Below are 16,216 nucleotides of genomic sequence, written 5' to 3' on the forward strand. Positions count from 1 at the left end.
CGCGAACGCTGCCTGTTACGGCACTAGCTCTTCGGGCCGTCCTGCCGGCCGTCCCGCCGCCCAGCCCGGCGTGCGCGGGCGAGCGTCCGCGCGAGCCTCGGGCCCACCCGGCGCTTGAGGCCGCGGAGCGCCGCCGACCGGCTCACCGCGCGGTCGAGCCGGTAGTAGAGCGCGGGCGGGACGTACGGGAGCAGCGGGGAGTGCCGCTGGCCGAGGAGCGCGAACATGTGCGCGGGCGGGAGATGGATGTAGCGCGTCAGGTTCTCGTACCAGCGCGCGCTGTAGCGGGCCGCGCTCTGGACCGGGAGCAGCGCCGAGCGGCGCTCGCGCTCGTAGTGGGCGAGGGCGGCGGCCGGCTCGGCGTGCTCGCGCAGCGCGCCCGCCAGGGCGATGGCGTCCTCCAGCGCGAGGGTGGTGCCCGCGCCGATGGAGTAGTGCGTGGTGTGCGCGGCGTCGCCGAGCAGGACGACGCGGCCGTGCGACCAGGTGCGGTGGGTGAGGGTGCGGAAGGTGAGCCACTGGGCGGCGGCGCCGTCGGAGTTCGCCCGGCCGATGAGCGCGTGCCCGTCCAGCGGCACGGCGAAGAGCTTCTCCAGGAGGGCGAGGCTGTCGGCCTCGTTCGTCTCGTGGAGGCCGAGGCCCGTCCAGGTCTTCTCGGAGCACTCGACGATGCAGGTGCTGTGGCGGTCGCTGAACCCGTAGCCGTAACACCAGATCCAGCCGTGCTCGGTCTCCCGGAAGGCGAAGGTGAAGGCGTGGAAGACCTTGGTGGTGCCGAGCCAGACGTATTTGTTGCGGCCCGCCGTGACCTCCGTACCGAAGTGGTCGGCGGCGCGCTCGCGCAGGGCGCTGTTGACGCCGTCGCAGGCCACGACGAGGTCGGCGCCGGCCAGCTCCCCCTCGTCCGGCCCGGCGGTGACCTCGTGCTCGTACTCGACGCGTACGCCGAGCTCCCTGGCCCGGTCGGCGAGGATGTCGAGCAGTTCACGGCGGCCGATGCCGAAGCCCTCGTCGCCGTGGTGGACGGTGGTCAGGTCGCCCACGTGCGCGACCCCGTCGCTCCAGCGGACCGAGCGCTCGCCGATGGTACGGGCGGACTCGGGGTCGTGGGCGCGCAGCTTCTCGATGAGACCGGCCCAGTAGGTCACCCCCCAGCCGTAGGTCGAACCGGCCGGATTCCGCTCGTAGACGGTGATCTCGTGGGACGGATCCTGCCGCTTCATCAGGATCGAGAAGTACAGTCCGGCGGGCCCGCCGCCGACGCAGGCGACCTTCACAGACACCCCTTTGATGACGTGTTGATGACGTGACGCGACGCAATGTGATCGATTGGCAGCGAAGAGTAGCAGGGGTGTGTGCCGCGTTCGACTACATCCGGTTGCTACATCCAGAGCCGGGCCTTCATCAGGAGCTGGCCGTGGAGCAGGGAGAGGTCCGAACGGCCCAGATCCCCGTCCCGCGTGGCGAGGTAGAAGGTGTTGATGGGCGGGAGTTCGGGGTCCAGCAGCTTGACGACCTCGCCGCGCACCAGCTCCTCCGCCGCCAGATAGATGGGGAGCACGGAGATGCCCGCCGAGGACTTGACGGCGGCGAGCGCCCCTCGCAGGTCCGGCACGACGAGGGAGGGCGCGGCGGTCGGCCGCAGCCCGAAGACCGTGAGCCAGTAGCGGCGGATGATCGGCAGGGACTCGGCGTACGCGATCAACGGATACTTGGCGAGGACGGACGGGCCGTCCTTCTCCGTGAGCCGGTCGGTGGGGATGTCCTTGGCCAGCTCCGGGGAGGCGAGGAGCGCGAACTCCTCGTCGACCAGGGTCGTGGCGGTGATGCCGCGCAGCCGTGGCCGTACGGTCGACAGGACGAGATCGAAGTCGCCGCTGATCAGCCGGCCGAGCAGGTCGTCCGCGAGGCCGAAGCCGAAGGTGAGGCGCAGTCCGTCGGCGACGAGGTCGCTGACGGCGGGCAGCACGCGCGAGGTGATCAGCTCCACCGGCCCGCCGACGTAGAGCGGATGGCCGTCGGGGGCGCCGCCGAAGTGCCGCTCCACCACCGTGCCGAGGGCGTCGACCGGGCCCTGCACCTCACGCAGCAGGGTCTCGGCGGCGGGCGTGGGGAGGGCGCCCTGGGGGATGCGCTCGAAGAGCGACTTGCCCAGCTCCCGTTCGAGATTGCGGATCTGGTGGGTGACGGTGGGCTGGGAGAGTTCGAGCCGCTGGGCCGCCTTGGTGAAGGAGCCGAGGCGGTAGACGGTCACGAACGTCCGCAGCCAGCTCAGTTGTACCGCCATGGTCAAGGCCGTCCCCCTGTGCGTTCGTTCGCCCCGCGCGGTGCCCGGCGGGGTGGTGGTGCTCGTCGGTCGTCGGTCGTTGGGCGTTGGGCGTCGGGTTCACGGCACTCGGCGGGGCGTACGGGGGAGGCCGGGTGTCTGGGTGTCCGGGTGTTCGGGGGGGCTGCCGGCTTACGGGTCAGGCCCTCGGCCCATGCTGCGCGAAATGCCGTGGCGGCGCGGTCGGGTCGGTGGAAAACACCCGTAAGGGCGCGGCGAATACGTACGTATGGCCGCTTCCCGTGCCCGAGAGCACGAGAAGCGGCCACATGCATGAGGGAGCGCGTGTCCACGCCTCCGGGATTCCACCCTTCCGGATCTGCACGCCCCCGATCAGGCAGCAGGTCAGGCGGTGGGTCAGGGGGCGGTCAGGGGGCGGGTCAGGCGGTGGGTCAGGCGGCCGGGGCCTCCAGCGGGGCCTCCAGCTGTTCGACGACCAGCTCCGCGACCCGCAGCGCCGAGGCCGGGTTCTGGCCGGTGACGAGCCGCTGGTCGGCGACGGCGTGCTCGGCGAAGTTCCCGGTCTTGGTGATCTTCGCACCGCGCTCGGCGAGCCTGCTCTCCAGCAGGAACGGCACGACCTCGGTCAGCCCGACCGCCTGCTCCTCCTCGTTGGTGAACGTCGAGACCTGCTTGCCCTCCACCAGGTACGAGCCGTCCCCGAGCCGGATGTTGACCAGCCCGGCCGGGCCGTGGCAGACGGCGGCGACGACGCCGCCCCGCTCGTAGACCCCGGCGGCCAGCGCGGCCAGCTCCGTGGCGCCGGGCAGGTCCCACATCGCGCCGTGGCCGCCCGCGTAGAACACGACGTCGTAGTCGTCGGCGGACAGTTCGCCGGGCGCCGCCGTGCGGGAGAGCGCGGCGACGGTGTCGGGGTCGGCGAGGAAGTCGGCCTGCACCTGGTCCTCCGCGTTGTACCCGTCGCGCGGCGGCTCGCCGCCCCGCACGGAGACGTACGCGATCTCGTAGCCCGCCGCACGGAACACGGCGGCGGGGTGGGCCACCTCGGGGACGTAGAAGCCGGTGGACCGGCCGGTGTCGCCGAGGGTGCCATGGCTCGTGAGCGCGAACAGAACCTTCTTGGGCATTACGGTTCTCCAATTTCCGTGGTGCGATTCCGGTTCACCGAATGTAGGCACCGGGAATCCCGGCCGCCAAATAATCTGCCCGATCGCCCCCATAGAGAAATTCATGGAGGCAATTCGTTACGGTGGGCTCCCTTCGGAGAATGGAATGCATATGAAAGAGCCCGGAGAGAGCGGGGCGAGCGCGGAGAGCTGGGCGGGCACGGAGAGCCGGGCGGGCGGGGTGGACCTGGCGGGCGGGGAGAACGGGCCTCTCGGGGGGCCGGCGCGGCGCGGGCTGATCGTGGTGAGCAGCGTCGCGCGGCTGCCCGGCGGCCGGCAGGCCGGCTTCTGGCTGCCCGAGGCCGCCTACCCCTGGCGCGCCCTGACGAGCGCCGGCTGGGACTTCGCCTTCGCGGGCACCCGCGAGGGCACCCCGACGATCGGCGGGGTCGACCGCTCCGACCTGCCGCAACGCCTCTTCCTCGACGACGGCACCGTACGCGAGCGTCTCGCCGCGACCACGACGGCCGACCGCTGCACCCCCGCCGACTTCGGCATCGTGCTGATCGCGGGCGGCCACGGCGCCATGCTCGACCTTCCCGAGGATCCGCGGCTGGCCGGCTTCCTCACCCGCTTCCACACCGGGGGCGGCGTGGTGGTCGCGGTCTGCCACGGCGTGGCGGCGCTGCTGCCGGCCCGGGCGCCCGGCGGGGCACCGCTGGTCGCCGGGCGCCGGGTCACCGGCTTCTCCCGGGCCGAGGAGGAGGCGGCGGGGCTGGCCGCCACCGTGCCGTTCTTCCTCGACGAGGCGCTGCGCGAGCGAGGGGCGCGGTACGAGGCGGGCGAGCCTTTCGCGCCGCATGTCGTACGCGACGGAAACCTGGTCACGGGGCAGAATCCGGCGTCGGCGGCGGAGGCGACGGCCCTCGGTATGCGGCTCGCTCTCGGCCGGGCGCTTCCCGGGAACTGGCTGATCGGGCATACCGGGAAATACGCCGGTTCGCCACGTTCGGGAACGGCCGAGAATACGCACGAAATGACCGCATAATCCCCGGACGGAGGAATTCCTCTTCGCCGGACCGAAAAGATCTCCCGGCTCCTGGCGCGAGGTGCGATGAGTTCCGGGGCCGCGGACGGTCAACCCCTCACAAGCCCCGGACGGAAGCCGGGGCCGAACCCCCGGACCGGACAAAGGAGTCACGACATGAAGTACATGGTGCAGCTCTTCGGGAACCGCGAGACCTGGGACGCCGACATGGCCGCCTACACGCCGGAGGCCCTGGGCGCGATGGTCGAGCACATGGGCAGGCTCAACGACGAGCTGGTGAAGAACGGTGAGCTGGTGAAGGCGGAGGGGCTCGGCGGGCCGGGCCAGGTCACGTCCGTGAGCGCGCGGGACGGCGGCCGACCCGAGGTGACGGCCGGACCGCACTTCCGGGCCGAGAAGATCCTGGCCGGCTACTGGGTGATCGACGTGAAGGACGAGGCGCGGGCGGTCGAGTTCGCCGCGCAGGTCTCCGCGACACCGGGCCCGGACGGGAAGCCGTCCAACGAGACGGTCGAACTCCACCTGGTGGCGTCGGCTCCGCCGCAGGCGTGAGCGGCGGCTCCGCCGGGTGAGACGGGCCCGTACGCGCCGCCCGGGGGCGCGGCCCGTCCCGGACCTTCCTGGGTCCGGGGCGGGCGGGCGGTCCTCCGTTGATCCTCCGTCAGGCTCCGTTGTCAGTGGCTCCCCATAGTGTGAAGACATCGCTCGGGGAGCCTCGGAGAAGGAGCACACGCATGTCCGCCAACAAGATCCAGCACAAGGTGAATCACGTCGCGCTGGTCGTGGACTGTTCGGGTTCCATGCATCAGCACCAGGGTCAGCTCATACGGGTCGTGGACGAATTCGTGGCGGGCCTGAAAGCCGAGTCGGACAACCTCGGCCACGAGACCCGGATCAGCCTCTACTCCTTCGACCACAGGGTGGAGAACCTGGTCTGGGACATGGATGTGAAACACCTGCCCTCCATGCGCGGTCTGTACAAGGTCAACAACGGCGCCACCGCACTCATCGAGGCCTCTCTGAAGTCCCTGGACGACCTGGGCCATATCTGGGAGGAGTACGGCGAGCACAGCTTCCTCCAGATCGTGGTGACGGACGGAGAGGAGAACGCCTCCGGCGGAGACCGGCGACACGACGGCGACATGACCATCCTCGGCCCCTGGCTGGACAGGATCGCGGCGAAGATGGGGGCGCTCCCGGGCCACTGGACATCCGCGATCCTAGTTCCGAACTCCCTGGCGAAGCGGACCGCCCAGAACTACGGCTTCCCGGCGGGGAACATCGCCATCTGGGACGCGGACTCCCAGGAGGGTGTCGAGGAGGCGATCGGCACCGTGCGGGCCGCCGCCACCAGCTTCCTCCGCGGCCGCGAGCAGGGCGTGCGCGGCACGAAGAACCTGTTCGCGGTCGGCCAGGACCTATCCGTCGACGACGTACGGGCGAACCTCGAACCGGTGGCGGCCGACAAGTACCGGCTCCTGAAGGTCGACACCGAGATCGAGATCCGGTCCTTCGTCGATTCGCATCCGGGCGTGACGTACGAACGTGGCTCGTGCTACTACCAGTTGGGCAGCCGGGTACAGGTTCAGCCCGACAAGGAAGTCATCGTGGTAGAGAAGGACACCGACCGCGCCTACACGGGCGACGCGGCGCGCAGCCTTCTGTTCGGCACGGGCATCCAGGGGACCGTCTCCGTGAAGGCGGGGCGCAACCCCAAGCTGGAGGTGTACGTGCAGAGCCGTTCGGTGAACAGGAAGCTCAAGCCGAACACGCGCCTGCTCATCATGCTCTGAACTGCGCCGGAGGGCGCGAGCACTCCGGATCAGCCACGGGACAACCCCGCGCGCAGACGGAGCAGTTCGGCCATCCGCTCCGCGAGCCCGGCCGCCGACTGCGGGTTCTGCGCGGTGACGAGCCGGCCGCTCACCACCACGTGCGGCGCACGGTCGGGGGCCGCGGAGAAGACCGCGCCGCGCTGCTCCAGCGCCGTCTGGAGCGAGAACGGTACGACGTCCGCCAGCCCGCGCGCGGTCTCCGACGCGTGGGAGAACGCGGTCACCTCGCGGCCGTCCACCAGGTGCGTACCGTCCGAGAGGATCAGGTCGACGAGCGCCGCCGGGCCGTGGCAGATCGCGCCGACCACCCCACCCGACTCGTACACCCGCCGCGCGATCTCGTGCAGGACCGGGTGCCCCCGGAAGTCCCACATGGTGCCGTGGCCGCCGACGAAGAGCACCCCCGCGTACGCCCCCGGATCCACCTCCTCGGGCCGCGGCGTACGGGCGAGCCGGCCGCCGCCCGCCGGATCGGCCAGGAACGCCCGCTGGGCCGGGTCGTCCCGGTCGTACCCGATGACGGGCGGCCGGCCGCCACGTACGGAGACGAAGTCCACCGCGTGGCCCTCGGCGCGCAGCCGCTGCCAGGGGATGACGGTCTCGCCGAGATGGAAGCCGGTGGGCTCGCCCGTGTCGCCGAGCGCATCGTGGCTGGTCAGCACGGACAGCACGCGCCGGGGAGCGGTCACGGTCATGGCAGGCTCCTGGTCGGGCGGGAGTCGGGGCGGGAGTTGTCGAGGTGGGAATGGGGGCGGGAGTCGGGGCGGGAGGGAGAGGTGCGCGGGCGGGTGCCGGTGGCCACCGTCAGGCAGGCGAGCAGGGTGGCGGCCACGAGCACGGCGAGCATGGGCCGGAGGCCCAGATGCGCCGCGGCGAGCTGCCCGGCCGACGCGCCGGCGAACAGGGCGAACGTGTTGACCGCGCCCGCCGTTCCCCGTGCGTGCGGGGCGAGGTGGTGGAGCAGGCCGACGATCCCCGGCACGATCAGCCCCGTACCCGCGACGAAGAGCGCCCCCGCGCCGATCATCGCGCCCGGCACGGCGGCGATCCCGGCGAGCAGCGCCAGCAGCAGCCCCGCCGACGCCGTCAGATACCCGGCGAGGGCGAGCGCCCGGGGCCCGGCGGCGCCGAAGCGCCGGTTCACCAGCGGCCCCACCAGCAGCCCCAGCGCCCCGGCGGCCTGGGCGAGCAGCAGCCCGTTGGAGTCGAATCCGTACGTCAGGCGCAGCTCCCGCTCCAGAACGGCGTAGAAGGCGACGAAGCTGCCGAACACGGGCAACGCGGCGGCGAACACGGCCGCCGGACCACGGGTACGGAGCAGCGCGAGCGCCGTGCCGGCCACGGCACGGGCGGAGGGAGCGGCGACAGGACCCGAGCCGGAGTCGGGGTCGGAGTCGGGGGCCAGGATGCGCCAGAAGGCCACGGCCGCCACCGCGTACACCAGGGCCGCAGGCCAGAACGCGGTGCGCCAGTCCGCGTGTTCCGTCACCAGCTCGCCGAAGACCTGCCCGGCGATCCCCGCCCCCAGCAGCCCGGTGGTGAGCAGCGAGAGCGCGACCGGACGCCGGGCGGCGGGCGCGCGCTCGGTCACGTAGGCGAGCGCGACGGGCGCGAACGTCGCCGCCGCGAACCCCTGCAGCGCCCGCCCGGCGAGAAACCAGCCGAGCCCCGGCGCGGCGGCGGTCAGCGCGGTGGTCACGGCCGTCGCGAGGGCGCCGCCCGCGAGGACGGGACGGCGGCCGACGCGGTCGGACAGCGGCCCGAAGACCAGGAAGCCGAGGGCGTACGCGAAGGAGAACGCGGCCCCGGTCCAGGCGGCGGACGCCGCGTCCACCCCGTAGGCGGTCCGGATGCGGTCGGCCACCGGTATCGCGAGATAGAGCTGCGCCGGGATGGCGAAGGCCATGGCCACCAGCAGCGCGAGCTGCACCGCGAAGGGAAGGAGAGAGGCCGGTGATCGTTGTGGTCGAGGGGCGCCGCGCTGCGCGGCCCCGGTGGCGGCAGTGGTCATGGAAAACCCCCTGGAGAGTGATCGGGGACGGGAAAGGGCGCCCGGTGGCGCGTCGAGCGCACCGGACGCCCTCCCCGGGGGTGGGTCAGATGGTCAGCGGCAGGCCGGCCAGGCCGGTGAGTTCGAGCCCCGTGATCCCGAACTGGGCCGCTTCCGCGCGGTGTTCGGGGGTCTGGTAGCCCCACTGCGCCCACCACGCCCGGGCGCCCGTCGCCGACACCCTGCGCACATTGGGCAGGTTGTCGTCCACGAACGTCGCGGCTTCCAGCGGCACACCCCGTCGCAGGCACGCCTCCCGGACGGCCTCCGGTTTGGCGGCGCACTCCCCGTAGACCCCGGCGATCGCCGATTCCAGGCCGTGCCGGCCCAGGATGGCCCGTACCGAGGGCTCGTCCTTCGCCGTCACGATCACCACGGGCACACCGGCCCGCCGCAGCAGCTCGGGAACACCGGGGTAGAGCGTGTGCAGCCCGAGCCAGAACTCCGTCTCCGACTCGCGGAACCAGTCCCGGACGTCGGAGGCGCCCGCCACGAAGCGCTGGACACGCGCGTCGGGCAGCGAGGCGTACAGCCGGTCGAACTCGGCCTGGGACCCGATCCCGTCCGCCTCCGGGAGGTGGGCCACCACGAAGTGGTCCAGCACCCGCGCGTAGTCCCGTACCGTCCGGAACCGGGTGGTGAACTCCACCGGCACCCGGTCCAGTTGGCCCGGCCCGGGGAGCGCCCGGTCGTGCTCGTGCTCCCCGAGCCAGGTGATCAGGGCGCACTCCTCGAAGGCGTCGCAGACGACCCCGTCGAAGTCGAGCGCGAGCAGCCCCCGCCCCTGCTCGCGCCCCGCCTCCGGGCGCTGCTCCCCCGCTTGCGCCGGCACCCGCGCCTGCGTGTGACGGCCCATCAGGCGGCGCTCTCCGCAGCGAGCTTCTCCGTCGTCTGGAACACGGCGCGCATGAACGCGCCCATGTAGCCGTAGTACGAGCAGGTGATGATGTTGCCGTCCACGATGACGTCGCTGTCGACGACCTCCGCACCCGCGTTGATCACGTCGTCGCGCAGCCCGATGTACGCACAGGCCCGCCGCCCCCGCAGCACCCCGGCGCTCACCATGATCCACGGCCCGTGGCAGAGCCCGGCGACAACCTTGCCGGCCTCGTTCATCCCCGCGACGAAGTCCAGCACGTCGCGGTCCTGCCGCACCCGGTCCGGCGCCTCGTGGCCGCCGGTGAGGATCACGGTGTCGTACAGGTCGACGGCGAGGTCCTCGTACGCGATGAGCGGTCGCGCCGTCTTGTCCATGGGCAGCGGGACACCGTACTTGCCGGTGGTCGGGTCGCCGTTCTTCGTGGCGATGTCGACCTGCCAGCCCTCCTCCAGCAGGCGGTAGTAGGTGAAGACGACGTCGTGGTCCTGGAACCCCTGGCCGGTGATGATGACAGCAGTGTGAGACATGACGATCCCCCCAGATCTTTCTGTCGTACTTTTTCTGTCGTACTTTTCTGTCGCGCTTTTCCTGTCGCGCTCGCGCTTTCCCTCTTTGCTTTCTCTCTGCGCTTCCCTCGGCGTTTTCCTCCGCGTTTTCCCTGGCGGGCTTCCGCCCGTCAGGCGCGGCTGACGCAGAGATACTGCTTGTCGGCCTCGACGCGCCGGGTGTCCTCCGGCCGGCCGGTCAGGATCTCCACATCGGAGTAGACCGCGCCGGAAACGCAGAGCGGAATGTGGAAGAGGTCCTCGACGCGCCGCCGGTAGAACACGTCCATTCCCGTGCGGAGTTCGAACCGGAAACGCCCGTCGGGCGTCCGCGTCCGCATCCGTGTGTTCGGAAACGCGACCACTTTCCGCATCGGGTGACGCGGGGTTTCGAGCGAGGTCGATTCGTACGCCGTTCCCGCCCGGTTGTAGTCGTCCTTGAGCCGCATCAGATCGAACTTGTTCCTCGGGGACTCGACCTCGATCAGCTCCAGCGGTTCGTCCCCCGCGTTCCGCGTGCCGTGGAACGCGCCGGGCGCGATCCGTACGACGCTGCCCTGCCGGATCGGGATCGACACGCCGCCCAGGCCCGTCGTGACGCCCTGTCCCCCCAGACAGAGCAGATACGTCAGCTTGCGCGGGTGCACATGCACCGAGGTGCTGTGCGGGGCGTCGATGTGCAGCGCCCAGAAGTCGAAGAACTCGTCCACGAAGGCGCGGTACTCGTACCCCCACGGCTTCGGGATGACCTCGTCCAGATGCGTGTCCTCGTCGAACTGCTCGTGCGCGACGCGGGCGCCGCGCCGCAGCAGCCGCTTCAGCTCGGCGATGTCCGCCGGCCCGGCGTCCAGCCGGACGGCCGGATCCAGTCGCGGACCGGAACTTTCGAATATGTTTGTTACGGGTGTTGCCGCCATGTTTTCTTACCCCCGTTTGCGGATTGCCCATGGCCGATCAATCTCGACACCGCAACTAAAGCACCGATCGCACTTCCGCTCAAATAGGAAGTTCTGGTGGGGGCATGAAGATTCCTTGTTGAGGGGAATCTGATGTTCCGGGGGGAGTCGTCAAAGCAAGGAGAAACGATTTTTGGTCGCCGGGTAAGGGGATTCCCCCAGGGGTTGCCCCTTCCTCGCCGCGACCTCCCTGCCCAGCGCGTCGTACGCGCGCTCCACCACCGCGGGCAGGCTCTCCGGGTCGTCGTCCGCGCCCCGCGCCCACAGCCTCAGCGCGGCGATCAGCACCCCGGTGCCGGCGGCGACGACCACCCCGGGGCGGGGATCCCGGTCGGCGTCCGTGCCGAGCCGGGCGGCGACGATACGTACGGACTCCTCCTGCGCCTCCAGCCGCACCCGCTCGAACGCCGCGAACAGCACCGGCTCACGGTCGATCAGCGCGAACAGCGCCCGGCCGCACGGGCGGCGGTGCAGCCCCGGACGCGTCTCGTCGAACAGCCACTCACGGACCGCCATCCGGTAGGCCACCAGAGGCGGTTCGCCCGCCGGGCGGGCGCGCAGCGCGTCGTTGATGCGCTCGCCGTCGACACGGGTCGACTCGACGGCGGCGTCCTCCTTGCCGCTGAAATGGCGGCTGAACGTGCGCCGGGTGACGTCGGCGCGCTCGGCGATGGCCTCGACCGTGACGCACGCCAGGCCCCGCTCCAGCATGAGATCGGCGGCGGCCGTGCCCAGCGCCTCGCGGGTGCGCCGCGCCTTGCGCTGCCGACCGTCCTCAACCTTCATGCGCCCGATCGTACACCCCAAATGTCCCATTGGGACATGATTCACTTTGGGTCGAATTTCCGCGCAGGACAGGCCAAATGACGGCATGGAGGCGGTATTCATGCCACCGGCACCCGCCGCCGGGACGCCGTTACGGGCCGGCCACGGGGCCGCGTCGAGGCCGCCGCGCGGGCAGGGACCGTCGTCGGCCCGGCACCGTCAGCCCCAGCTCTGCGAGTACTGGCTGCGGTAACTGGCCTTCTCCGACCACATCCGCTGAGCCATCGTCAGCCCCAGCAGGCTCACGGCGATGATGAACAGCCCCGGCACGAGGGTCCGGTAGTCCACGATCGAGCTGACGCCGCCCGTGCCGACCCCGACGCCGATGCCCACGCCCGCCCCGGTGCCGGTCCCGTTGCCCGCCGGTACGCCCCCGCCCGTGCCCGTGCCCGTCGGCGCGGGGACCGCCGAGTCCACCGTCCCGTCGCTGCTGCCGGTCGCCGTCTCGTTGCCGCCGCCGGCCTCGACGCCCGCGAGCTGCACCCCGAGGGCCGCCATCGCCGTCGACACCGGCTGGAAGAACGTCGTACCGCCGACGGTGCAGTCCCCGTTGCCGCCCGACGTCACCCCGAGCGCCAGCCCCTGCGCGAGGAGCGGGCCGCCGCTGTCGCCGGGCTCGGCGCAGACGGTGGTCTGGATCAGACCGCTGACCGTGCCCTCGCGGTAGTTCACCGTCACGTTCAGCGCCGTCACCTGCCCGGAGCGCAGCCCCGTGGTGCTGCCGCTGCGGAACACCTGCTGGCCGACGACCGGGTCGGCCGCGCCGATGATCCGGACGCCCTGGCCGTCACCGATGTCGACGGTGCTCGTGCCGTCGAAGGACGCCGGGTTCTCGTACTGCACGAGGGAGAAGTCGCTCTCGGGGAACGTCGTGGCGACCGTGGAGCCGACGAGCGTGCCGCCCGCCGTGTCCTGGAACCAGGTGGTGCCCGTCGGGCCGCAGTGCCCGGCCGTCAGAATGAAGTTGTCCTGGCCGTCCGTGACATTGAAGCCGACGGAACAGCGGTCGCTGTTGGTGAAGATCGGGGCGGCGCCGTTCACCTTCGTACGGAACTCACCCGTGGTCCGCTCCATCTCCACGGAGTCCCCGATCCCGTCCGCGACATCGGTCAGCCGCGACCAGTCGTCGGCGGACACGGTCCGGTCGGCCTGCACCACGACCCGGTTGGACGCGTAGTCCACGGCCCACGCGGTCCCCGGGACCCGGGGCGCCGCGCGCAGCGTCTCGGTGGCGGTGGTGAGGTCGCGCATGCTGTAGCGCATGACCTCGGCCCGCGCCCCCTCGCGCCGTACCTCGGCCGCCGCGTCCTCGTCCGTCACGGCGACCACCGGCCGCCCGTCGGCGGCGATCCAGGTACCGGCGGTACGGGCGGTGCCGAGCTTCGTCACCAGCCCCGTCCCCACCTCGGCGACGGACGCCGCGCCACCGGGCCCCGTGCCGCGCCCGGCCGGTTCGCCGGCCACCGCGTTCGAGACCAGCAGACCGCCGCAGAGCAGTCCGCCGACGGCGGCGAGTCGCGTCACCCGCCGGAGCGTGCGTCGCGCGTGCTTCGTCCGTGGCGTCCGGGTCGTCCGTAGCGTCTGTGGCGTCCGTGGCATCCGTGGCCCCCAGTGTCGTACCGGTACGACGTCGTCAGCGACGGAGCCCCGGGCATCAGAGGGCCCTCCTCCCATACGTACGGCGGCCCGGGCCCGTTCAACACCCGGCCGGAAACCGGAAATCAGGACCGGGGACCGAGGAAGCCGCGGGCGAGTTCGGTGAGGGGGTGGCCGGGGCCGTAGAGGCGTTCGCGGTCGGCCAGCACCCTCTCGAAGAGGGCGGTGGCCGCCTCGGTGTCGCCGGCGAGCCGGAGGGCGTAGGCGAGGTTGCTGCGGGCCGTGACGGTCTCGGAGTGGTCCGGCCCGTGCACCCGTTCGTAGTCGGCGACGACCTGACGGTGGAGGCCGACGGCCGTCTCCAGGTCACCGGTGTCGCGGTAGGAACTGGCCAGGTTGGCCAGGGCGTTGAGGGTGTGCGGATGGTCGGGGCCGTGGCGGCGCCGCAGGTCCGTCAGGTTCCGCCGGTGCAGGTCACGCGCTCGGGCCGGCTCGCCCCGCAGGGCGTGGAGGTAGGCGAGGTTGGCCCGGGCGACGAGGGTGTCGGGGTGGTCGGGGCCGTGGACACGCTCGTGGTCCGCCAGGTTCCGTTGGAGCCGGAACCGCGCGGCATGCGGAACGCGACGCGTGACAGCGCGTGCCGCCCTGGGTAGGGCTTGACCGGGCAGCGGGATCCGGGACGGCGGAGGGAATCGAGCGGCATGAGCACACACCACGGACCCCTCGGGGACGAAGGCTTCGACGTCGCGGCGGTACGCGCGGCGTACCCCGCGCTGCGCGACGGCGTCGCCTACCTCGACGGGGCGGCCGGTACGCAGACCCCGGAGCCCGTGATCGAGGCGATCGCGGCGGCCTACCGCGCGGGCTTCGGCAACGTCGGGGGCGCGTTCCCGGCGAGCGACCGCGCGGGCGCGATCGTCGACGCCTGCCGCGCCGCCGTCGCGGACCTGGTCGGCGGCCGGCCGGAGGGTGTCGTGCTGGGCGCCAACACCACCACGCTCGTGTACCGGTTCGCCGGGATCCTCGGGGCGAGCTGGCGGCCGGGGGACGAGATCGTCCTCTCCCGCCTGGACCACGACGCGAACGTCCGCCCCTGGGTGCAGGCCGCGGCGCGGGCGGGTGCCGTCGTACGGTGGGCGGAGGTGGACCCGGCCTCCGGGGAGCTGCCCGCCGGTCAGTACGACGCCCTGCTCGGCGCCCGGACCCGGCTGGTCGCGGTCACCGCGGCCAGCAACATCCTCGGCACGCGCCCCGACGTCGCGGCGATCACGGCGCGGGCCCACGCGGTGGGCGCGCTGACGTACGTGGACGGCGTGCACGCCACGCCCCACGGCCCGGTGGACGCGCGGGCCCTGGGCGCGGACTTCTACGCGACGAGCGCCTACAAGTGGTCGGGCCCGCATGTCGGCGCGGTCGTCGCGGACCCGGCGCTCCTGGAAACCCTGCGCCCCGACAAGCTGGCGTGCTCGCCCGACACGGTGCCGCAGCGGTTCGAGACGGGAACAGCGCCCTTCGCCGACCTGGCCGGGGTCACGGCCGCGGTGGACCACCTGGCGTCACTCGGCGGCACGCGCACCGGCACGCGCAGGCAGCGGCTGCTCGCCTCGATGGCGGCGGTGGAGACGTACGAGCAGAAGCTCTTCGGCACCCTGCTGGGCGGCCTCCGGGACCTGCCCCACGTCACCCTCTACGGACATCCCGCGCACCGCACCGCGACGGCGTACTTCCGCGTCGCGGGCCACACCCCGTCCGCCGTGGCCCAGCACCTGGCGACCCGTGGCGTGAACGTCTGGAGCGGCCACAACTACGCCTGGGAGCTGACCGGTTCGCTGGGCCTGCGGGACACGGGCGGCGCGGTCCGCGCGGGCCTGGTCCACTACAACGACGCGTCGGACGTGACCCGCCTGCTCGCGGGCGTGGCGGAACTGTCGTAACCGGGCACGGCGGGGCGGCTGCCGGGCACCCCGGGGCACCGCCGCCATGGACCATGCCCGCGCCGTCATGGGGACGCACAACCCTGACGAAGCAGACGACGAGCACGGGGGACCTCCACCTCGACAAGCCCAGCGAGGTCGCCCAGTACAGCAACGTGTTCAAGGGCATCTGGAACACGGCACTCGACGAACAGGCGTCACGACGCCTGATCTCCGAAATGGCGACCGGGGCGTCCGCCCCGTTGCCTGTGGCGCGGCGGATACGAAACGGGCCGGGGCGCCTTCGCGTTGGCCCGCAGTTGCTTGGGATCACCGTTCGCGCCGCCGGGCCACCCTCGGCGCGGGACATCAGGGTCGGGTCGGTCAGCTCGAAGCGGCCGGTGTGCGGGGCGTCGTGCCCGTACATCGTCCGGACCAGGCCGGTCGAGCCGTCCACCGCCAGCGCCCGTGCGGCGCACCGCAGTTCGAGGGTCCCGGGGTTCGGTGCGCTGCGCCCGCTCCACCCTACGCAGATCAACCAGCACGCCTCCGCGACGGAACGTTCGGCGGCCGGTGCACGTCTCATCGGGTGTGATGGATCTTCCTGAGACCCCGAACTCCGTCGACACCCAGGACGAGCACGAGGACGAGCGATTGCGGTCCGGCCCGCTGTGGCGCCATGCGCTGTGGGCGGCGCTCGTCACCGCCGCCGGAGTGACGCTGGGGTGGTTGGGCGCCATGTTCCGCATCGGCCCGGAGGAGTACGGCCTGCCGCCCGCCGCGCCGGGAGCGCTCTGGCCCTATCTGCTCACCTGGGCCGTGATCGGCCTGGGGCTGGGCGCCATCCTGCGGTTCGTGGCGGCCAAGGTTCCCGTCTACTCCCCGTCGGAGGCCCTCCTCGGCACCGTCGTGATCGGCACCCGGCTGTCCCTGGGCTGGCGGCCGGAGCCCCTCGAAGTCGCGGGCCTTGCCGCGGCCGCGCTGCTCCTGGTGACCATCTGGTGCGCCGTCGCACTGCGCGGGGCGGCCGTCGTGCGACGGTCCAAGGACGCTTCCGGGGTCGCCTAGGGCCTGTCGTGCGGGTCAGGCTGGATCAGGGAGCGCCCGCCGCGGCACCGGCTGATGTCACCGCGGGCACGCGAGCCCACGGGGCCCCGGTCTCGGGCCCCCGGCCT

At 72.1% G+C, this 16,216-nt stretch carries 16 protein-coding genes; 5 read left to right on the forward strand and 11 right to left on the reverse strand.

Going from position 1 to position 16,216, the window contains the following annotated elements; all coding sequences use genetic code 11:
* Window positions 1-23: 23 nt before the first annotated feature.
* The 3 genes from ACFTZC_RS22240 to ACFTZC_RS22250 all read right to left on the reverse strand — a co-directional run bounded on the left by ACFTZC_RS22240 (window position 24) and on the right by ACFTZC_RS22250 (window position 3,414).
* Window positions 24-1,277, reverse strand: a complete 1,254-nt coding sequence (locus ACFTZC_RS22240) for an FAD-dependent monooxygenase (protein ID WP_382892414.1) — start codon at window positions 1,275-1,277, stop codon at window positions 24-26.
* Between the two features lie 104 nt (window positions 1,278-1,381).
* A complete protein-coding gene (locus ACFTZC_RS22245) occupies window positions 1,382-2,287 on the reverse strand; it encodes a LysR family transcriptional regulator (RefSeq protein WP_382892290.1) in 906 nt (301 codons plus the stop codon).
* A 431-nt stretch (window positions 2,288-2,718) separates the two neighbouring features.
* On the reverse strand, window positions 2,719-3,414 hold the full coding sequence (locus tag ACFTZC_RS22250; protein ID WP_382892292.1) for a type 1 glutamine amidotransferase domain-containing protein: 696 nt from the start codon (window positions 3,412-3,414) through the stop codon (window positions 2,719-2,721).
* 151 nt (window positions 3,415-3,565) lie between these two features.
* On the opposite strand from ACFTZC_RS22250, the gene ACFTZC_RS22255 reads away from it, so the two are divergent.
* From ACFTZC_RS22255 to ACFTZC_RS22265, 3 genes are all read left to right on the forward strand, one after another.
* Window positions 3,566-4,441 carry a type 1 glutamine amidotransferase domain-containing protein gene (locus tag ACFTZC_RS22255; RefSeq protein ID WP_382892294.1) on the forward strand — a complete coding sequence of 292 codons (876 nt, stop codon included), beginning with the start codon at window positions 3,566-3,568 and terminating at the stop codon, window positions 4,439-4,441.
* A gap of 156 nt (window positions 4,442-4,597) precedes the next feature.
* Window positions 4,598-4,993 carry a YciI family protein gene (locus ACFTZC_RS22260; protein ID WP_382892297.1) on the forward strand — a complete coding sequence of 132 codons (396 nt, stop codon included), beginning with the start codon at window positions 4,598-4,600 and terminating at the stop codon, window positions 4,991-4,993.
* A 182-nt stretch (window positions 4,994-5,175) separates the two neighbouring features.
* Entirely contained in the window at window positions 5,176-6,234 is a 1,059-nt protein-coding gene (locus ACFTZC_RS22265; protein ID WP_382892299.1) for a VWA domain-containing protein, read from the forward strand.
* Between the two features lie 29 nt (window positions 6,235-6,263).
* On the opposite strand, the gene ACFTZC_RS22270 is transcribed toward ACFTZC_RS22265, so the two are convergent.
* The 8 genes from ACFTZC_RS22270 to ACFTZC_RS22305 all read right to left on the reverse strand — a co-directional run bounded on the left by ACFTZC_RS22270 (window position 6,264) and on the right by ACFTZC_RS22305 (window position 13,841).
* On the reverse strand, window positions 6,264-6,971 hold the full coding sequence (locus tag ACFTZC_RS22270; protein ID WP_382892301.1) for a type 1 glutamine amidotransferase domain-containing protein: 708 nt from the start codon (window positions 6,969-6,971) through the stop codon (window positions 6,264-6,266).
* A complete protein-coding gene (locus ACFTZC_RS22275; protein WP_382892302.1) occupies window positions 6,968-8,287 on the reverse strand; it encodes an MFS transporter in 1,320 nt (439 codons plus the stop codon). Before ACFTZC_RS22275 ends, ACFTZC_RS22270 begins: the two co-directional genes overlap by 4 nt.
* Window positions 8,288-8,372: 85 nt before the next feature.
* Complete coding sequence (locus tag ACFTZC_RS22280; protein ID WP_382892304.1) at window positions 8,373-9,182, reverse strand: HAD family hydrolase; 810 nt, start codon at window positions 9,180-9,182, stop codon at window positions 8,373-8,375.
* The gene (locus ACFTZC_RS22285; RefSeq protein WP_382892306.1) at window positions 9,182-9,733 is read right to left on the reverse strand and encodes a type 1 glutamine amidotransferase domain-containing protein; all 552 of its coding nucleotides are present in this window, start codon (window positions 9,731-9,733) and stop codon (window positions 9,182-9,184) included. The genes ACFTZC_RS22280 and ACFTZC_RS22285 overlap by 1 nt, the downstream gene beginning before the upstream one ends.
* Before the next feature lie 149 nt (window positions 9,734-9,882).
* A complete protein-coding gene (locus tag ACFTZC_RS22290) occupies window positions 9,883-10,668 on the reverse strand; it encodes a cupin domain-containing protein (RefSeq protein WP_382892308.1) in 786 nt (261 codons plus the stop codon).
* Window positions 10,669-10,818: 150 nt separating this feature from the next.
* Window positions 10,819-11,493: a TetR/AcrR family transcriptional regulator gene (locus ACFTZC_RS22295; protein ID WP_382892310.1), complete on the reverse strand. Its 675-nt coding sequence runs from the start codon at window positions 11,491-11,493 to the stop codon at window positions 10,819-10,821.
* Between the two features lie 198 nt (window positions 11,494-11,691).
* On the reverse strand, window positions 11,692-13,131 hold the full coding sequence (locus ACFTZC_RS22300; RefSeq protein WP_382892312.1) for a S1 family peptidase: 1,440 nt from the start codon (window positions 13,129-13,131) through the stop codon (window positions 11,692-11,694).
* A gap of 122 nt (window positions 13,132-13,253) precedes the next feature.
* Window positions 13,254-13,841: a tetratricopeptide repeat protein gene (locus ACFTZC_RS22305; RefSeq protein ID WP_382892314.1), complete on the reverse strand. Its 588-nt coding sequence runs from the start codon at window positions 13,839-13,841 to the stop codon at window positions 13,254-13,256.
* Between ACFTZC_RS22305 and ACFTZC_RS22310 the strand changes: the two genes are divergently transcribed.
* Window positions 13,830-15,062, forward strand: coding sequence for a cysteine desulfurase-like protein (locus ACFTZC_RS22310; protein ID WP_382892316.1), 1,233 nt, complete (start codon window positions 13,830-13,832; stop codon window positions 15,060-15,062). The genes ACFTZC_RS22305 and ACFTZC_RS22310 overlap by 12 nt on opposite strands.
* A gap of 573 nt (window positions 15,063-15,635) precedes the next feature.
* The gene (locus ACFTZC_RS22315) at window positions 15,636-16,109 is read left to right on the forward strand and encodes a hypothetical protein (RefSeq protein ID WP_382892318.1); all 474 of its coding nucleotides are present in this window, start codon (window positions 15,636-15,638) and stop codon (window positions 16,107-16,109) included.
* Window positions 16,110-16,216: the final 107 nt, after the last annotated feature.

Source organism: Streptomyces sp. NPDC056987, assembly GCF_042673865.1.
Lineage (GTDB): Bacteria > Actinomycetota > Actinomycetes > Streptomycetales > Streptomycetaceae > Streptomyces.

Excerpts from the sequence above, each read along its gene's own strand:
- ACFTZC_RS22260 (WP_382892297.1), top strand. The coding sequence starts at position 4,598 with ATGAAGTACATGGTGCAGCTCTTCGGGAACCGCGAGACCTGGGACGCC.
- ACFTZC_RS22270 (WP_382892301.1), bottom strand. The coding sequence starts at position 6,971 with ATGACCGTGACCGCTCCCCGGCGCGTGCTGTCCGTGCTGACCAGCCAC.
- ACFTZC_RS22245 (WP_382892290.1), bottom strand. The coding sequence starts at position 2,287 with ATGGCGGTACAACTGAGCTGGCTGCGGACGTTCGTGACCGTCTACCGC.
- ACFTZC_RS22255 (WP_382892294.1), top strand. The coding sequence starts at position 3,566 with ATGAAAGAGCCCGGAGAGAGCGGGGCGAGCGCGGAGAGCTGGGCGGGC.
- ACFTZC_RS22250 (WP_382892292.1), bottom strand. The coding sequence starts at position 3,414 with ATGCCCAAGAAGGTTCTGTTCGCGCTCACGAGCCATGGCACCCTCGGC.
- ACFTZC_RS22290 (WP_382892308.1), bottom strand. The coding sequence starts at position 10,668 with ATGGCGGCAACACCCGTAACAAACATATTCGAAAGTTCCGGTCCGCGA.
- ACFTZC_RS22295 (WP_382892310.1), bottom strand. The coding sequence starts at position 11,493 with ATGAAGGTTGAGGACGGTCGGCAGCGCAAGGCGCGGCGCACCCGCGAG.
- ACFTZC_RS22315 (WP_382892318.1), top strand. The coding sequence starts at position 15,636 with ATGGATCTTCCTGAGACCCCGAACTCCGTCGACACCCAGGACGAGCAC.
- ACFTZC_RS22280 (WP_382892304.1), bottom strand. The coding sequence starts at position 9,182 with ATGGGCCGTCACACGCAGGCGCGGGTGCCGGCGCAAGCGGGGGAGCAG.
- ACFTZC_RS22300 (WP_382892312.1), bottom strand. The coding sequence starts at position 13,131 with ATGCCACGGACGCCACAGACGCTACGGACGACCCGGACGCCACGGACG.
- ACFTZC_RS22310 (WP_382892316.1), top strand. The coding sequence starts at position 13,830 with ATGAGCACACACCACGGACCCCTCGGGGACGAAGGCTTCGACGTCGCG.
- ACFTZC_RS22285 (WP_382892306.1), bottom strand. The coding sequence starts at position 9,733 with ATGTCTCACACTGCTGTCATCATCACCGGCCAGGGGTTCCAGGACCAC.
- ACFTZC_RS22275 (WP_382892302.1), bottom strand. The coding sequence starts at position 8,287 with ATGACCACTGCCGCCACCGGGGCCGCGCAGCGCGGCGCCCCTCGACCA.
- ACFTZC_RS22265 (WP_382892299.1), top strand. The coding sequence starts at position 5,176 with ATGTCCGCCAACAAGATCCAGCACAAGGTGAATCACGTCGCGCTGGTC.